This is a genomic window from Leucobacter sp. M11 (assembly GCF_035726885.1).
Taxonomy (GTDB): Bacteria; Actinomycetota; Actinomycetes; order Actinomycetales; family Microbacteriaceae; genus JAPFRB01.
Map to the genome: position 1 here is coordinate 168,650 of NZ_JAPFRB010000001.1, position 3,360 is coordinate 172,009.

Consider the following 3,360-nt stretch of genomic DNA (forward strand, 5'->3'; position numbering starts at 1 on the left):
CGTTCCCGGCGCGCGACTCAGCCAACGACGACCACCGCGGCGAGCGCCGCGCCGAGCAGGCCGAGGTACGCGATCGCGTGGGCGCGGTCGGGGATGCGCGCGCCGAGGCGGCGGACCAGGGCGATGGTGGGCAGGGATGCGGCGAGCAGGCTGAGTGCGGCGCCCACGTCGATGAGCCCGATGCGGAGTGCGCCGCCGCCCGCGGCGACCCCGGAGTCTCCCCACCCGCTCGGGGCGCAGAGGTAGACGGCCGTGGCGACGACCGCCACGGGGAGGCTGAGCGGGTTGGCGTGAGCCACGGCCGTGGCCATGCGGTGCCCGCTGCGGCGCAGGAGGGGGACGGTGAGGACGCTGCCGCCGACCCCGAGCAGGCTCGCGACGAAGCCGATGCCGACCCCGCCGATGCCGGTGACGGCCGGGGTCAGGGGGCGCGGCTCGGCGGGGTCCCGGGTGAGGAAGCCGCGGCGGAGCACGCTGTCGAGGATGGTGAGGACAAGGTACCCGGCGAAGAGCCAGCGCAGCGCGGGGCCCGGGGTGATCGTTGCGGTGAGGGCGCCGAGGAGCGCGCCGAGGGCGACGGTTCCGGCGAGGGGCCAGAGCAGGTCACGGCGAAGGGCTCCGGCGCGGGCCTGGCCGAGGGTGGCCCCGCCCGCGTTGATGACCATGACCGCGGCGGAGGTGGCGACGGCGACGTGCATGCCGTCCCCGGGCGCGGGTCCGCCGAGGACGGCGGCGAGCACGGGGACGGTGATAAAGCCGCCGCCGAAGCCAAACAGGACGGTCGTGACGCCGGTGAGGATGCCGAAGCCGAGCAGGACGATGAGGTCGGGAGTGAACAGGTCTGGGGTGAGCACTCCTCCCACGGTAGGAGCATCGCGGTTGGCGTTCAATCGATGTTCGGTCAGCTTTCATTGTGTTTCCGACAGGTCGGCGTAGGCTGGGCGCATGCGAAATGTTCCGGTGGCTCGGGTGGATGCGCTCGGGGTGCCCGTGTTGGCGATCGGCACCGATTATCCGGTTGAGCACTGGTTGGCCCCGCACGAGCACCGTCGGGCGCAGCTGCTGTATGCGGCGACCGGGGTGATGCGGGTGGATACCGCGGACGGTTCGTGGACGATCCCGACGAAGCGCGCGGTACTCATCCCCCCGCGCACCCAGCACGCGGTGGAGATGCGCGGGGTGAGTACGCGGAGCCTGTATCTGGAGCCGGCGGCGGTGCCGTGGTGGCCGCGGAGCTGTCTCGCGGTGGATGTGTCGCCGCTGCTGCGGGAGTTGCTGCTTGCCGCCGTTGACCTGCCGGACCCCGTTGCTCGGGAGACCGTCGGGGATTCCGCGCAGAGCCGGCGGGGCACGGCGCTCACCGCTCTGCTGCTGGAGGAGCTTCGGGCGCTGTCCCCGCTCCCCCTGGGTCTCCCCCTGCCGGGGCCGGGCACGCTTCGGGTGCGGTGTCTCAGGTTTCAGGCTGCGCCCTCCGTTCGGGAGTCCCCGGAGGAGTGGGCGCGGGAGCTGGGAATGAGTTCGCGGACCCTGGGCCGGCGCTTTGCCGCGGAGACGGGGCTCGGCTTTTCGAGGTGGCGCGAGCGCGTGGTCGCCCTGCACGGGGTCCTCCGACTCGGTGAGGGGGTTCCGGTGGCCCGGGTTGCCGCAGATCTCGGTTATGACAGCCCGGCGGCGTTCGCTCAGATGTTTCGCCGGGTGCTCGGGCAGAGCCCGCGCGAGTTCTTCCCAAGGGTGTCACCGTGAGGGGTTCTCGACTACCCTCGGTCGCATGAACGCCGATCGCGGTTCCCCCCGTGGCTGGCCTGGCGCGGTCTTGCGTGCCGGGTTCCGTCGACTGCTGGGGGTTCCCGGCGCGGTGTCCCTGCGGGCGTTCACTCCTGCGGTGCGGGCGGCAACCGTGGGCGAGGCTGCGGCACGCGGCAGGGAGGACGCGGGGCTCAGCGCCGCGGTCCGGGGCCTGTCCGATCCGCTCACCGCTGATGCGCCCCTGCTGGGGGTCGCGCTCGCATCGCTGCGGGAGGCCGGCAGGCGTTCCCTCGGCGAACGGGCCACTGACGAGCAGCTCCTCGCCTGCGTCGCGTTGGCGTCCGGGCACGCCGTTGAGATGGACACCGGGGAGGGCAAGACCCTGGCCGGGGCGCTGGCGGCGGCGCTGCTGGCGTCCAGCGGGCGACGGGTGCACGTGCTCAGCGTGAACGACTACCTGGCGGAGCGCGATGCCGAGTGGATGGCTCCCCTGTTCGCGCTGCTCGGTATTCGGGTGGCCTGGGTCGGGCAACGCCATGATTCGGGCGAGCGCCGGGCCGCGTACCGGGCTCAGGTGGTGTACGCACCGGTGAGCGAGGTGGGTTTTGATGTGCTTCGGGACCGCTTCGCCGAGAGCGACGCCGAGCGGGTGCTGCCCGTCCGGGATGTCGCCCTGGTTGATGAGGCCGATGCGGTCCTGATCGACGAGGCGGCGGTGCCGCTGGTGCTGGCCGGGGAGGCTGCTCCCCCGCACGCCGACCACACCGGCACGCACAACCCCGGGCAGGCACCGGGCACGATCATCGATCACGCCGAGGCGGCACGCCTGGTATCGACGCTGGCCCCGGACACCGACTTCACCGTTGAGGAAGACGGGGCGACCGTGACCCTCACCGATGCAGGCCTGGACCGGGTCGAGGCCGCCCTCGGGGGAATCCGCCTGTACGAGCCGGAACACGTCCCCACCCTGACCCGGGTGAACCTTGCCCTGCACGCACGCACCCTGCTCACCCGGGACGTGCACTATCTCGTGCGGGACGGGTCGGTCACCCTCGTCAACGATGCCCGCGGGCGGCTCGTTCACCGGCAGCGGTGGCCGGACGGCCTGCACGCAGCGATCGAGGCAAAGGAACGGCTCGGGGTAAGCCCGTCCGGGGTCGTGCTCGACTCGCTCACGGTGCACGATCTGATCGCCGAGTATCGGAGCGTCGCCGGCATGAGCGGCACCCTGGTGTCCGTGGCCCGGGAGCTGCTCGAGTTGCACGGGCTCCCGACCGCACGCGTGCCGCGATCGGTGCCGAGCGCGAGGATCGATCACCCCGACCGGGTGTTCGAAACCGCCGAGCAGCTGCGCGCCACCCTCGTTCAGGACGTGTCGCGGCGGCACGCGTCCGGGCAGCCCGTGCTCATCGCGACCCGGTCGGTGGCCGAGTCCGAATCGATCGCTGCGGTGCTCCGGGGCGCGGGGCTCACCCCGAGAGTGTTGAACGCCCGCGACGACGCCCGGGAGGCGGCGCTGATTGCCCGCGCCGGTGAGCCCGGGGCGTTGACCGTGTCCACGCAGATGTCCGGTCGCGGCACCGACATTCGCCTCGGGGGCGCGGAGCCACCCTC

The 3,360-nt window shown here is 72.6% G+C and carries 3 protein-coding genes; 2 read left to right on the top strand and 1 reads right to left on the bottom strand.

Going from position 1 to position 3,360, the window contains the following annotated elements:
* Positions 1-17 precede the first annotated feature (17 nt).
* The gene (locus OOT08_RS00845) at positions 18-863 is read right to left on the bottom strand and encodes a sulfite exporter TauE/SafE family protein (protein WP_325090699.1); all 846 of its coding nucleotides are present in this window, start codon (positions 861-863) and stop codon (positions 18-20) included.
* Positions 864-945: 82 nt separating this feature from the next.
* Here OOT08_RS00845 and OOT08_RS00850 point away from each other — a divergent pair, with 82 nt between their 5' ends.
* Both OOT08_RS00850 and OOT08_RS00855 read left to right on the top strand, forming a co-directional pair.
* A complete protein-coding gene (locus tag OOT08_RS00850) occupies positions 946-1,743 on the top strand; it encodes an AraC family transcriptional regulator (RefSeq protein WP_325090700.1) in 798 nt (265 codons plus the stop codon).
* Positions 1,744-1,768: 25 nt separating this feature from the next.
* Positions 1,769-3,360: preprotein translocase subunit SecA (locus OOT08_RS00855; RefSeq protein ID WP_442916142.1), on the top strand; the 1,592-nt coding region annotated here is incomplete at its 3' end.

Bases quoted from the DNA above. Each gene is read 5' to 3' on its own strand.
- OOT08_RS00850 (WP_325090700.1), top strand. From the start codon at position 946: ATGCGAAATGTTCCGGTGGCTCGGGTGGATGCGCTCGGGGTGCCCGTG.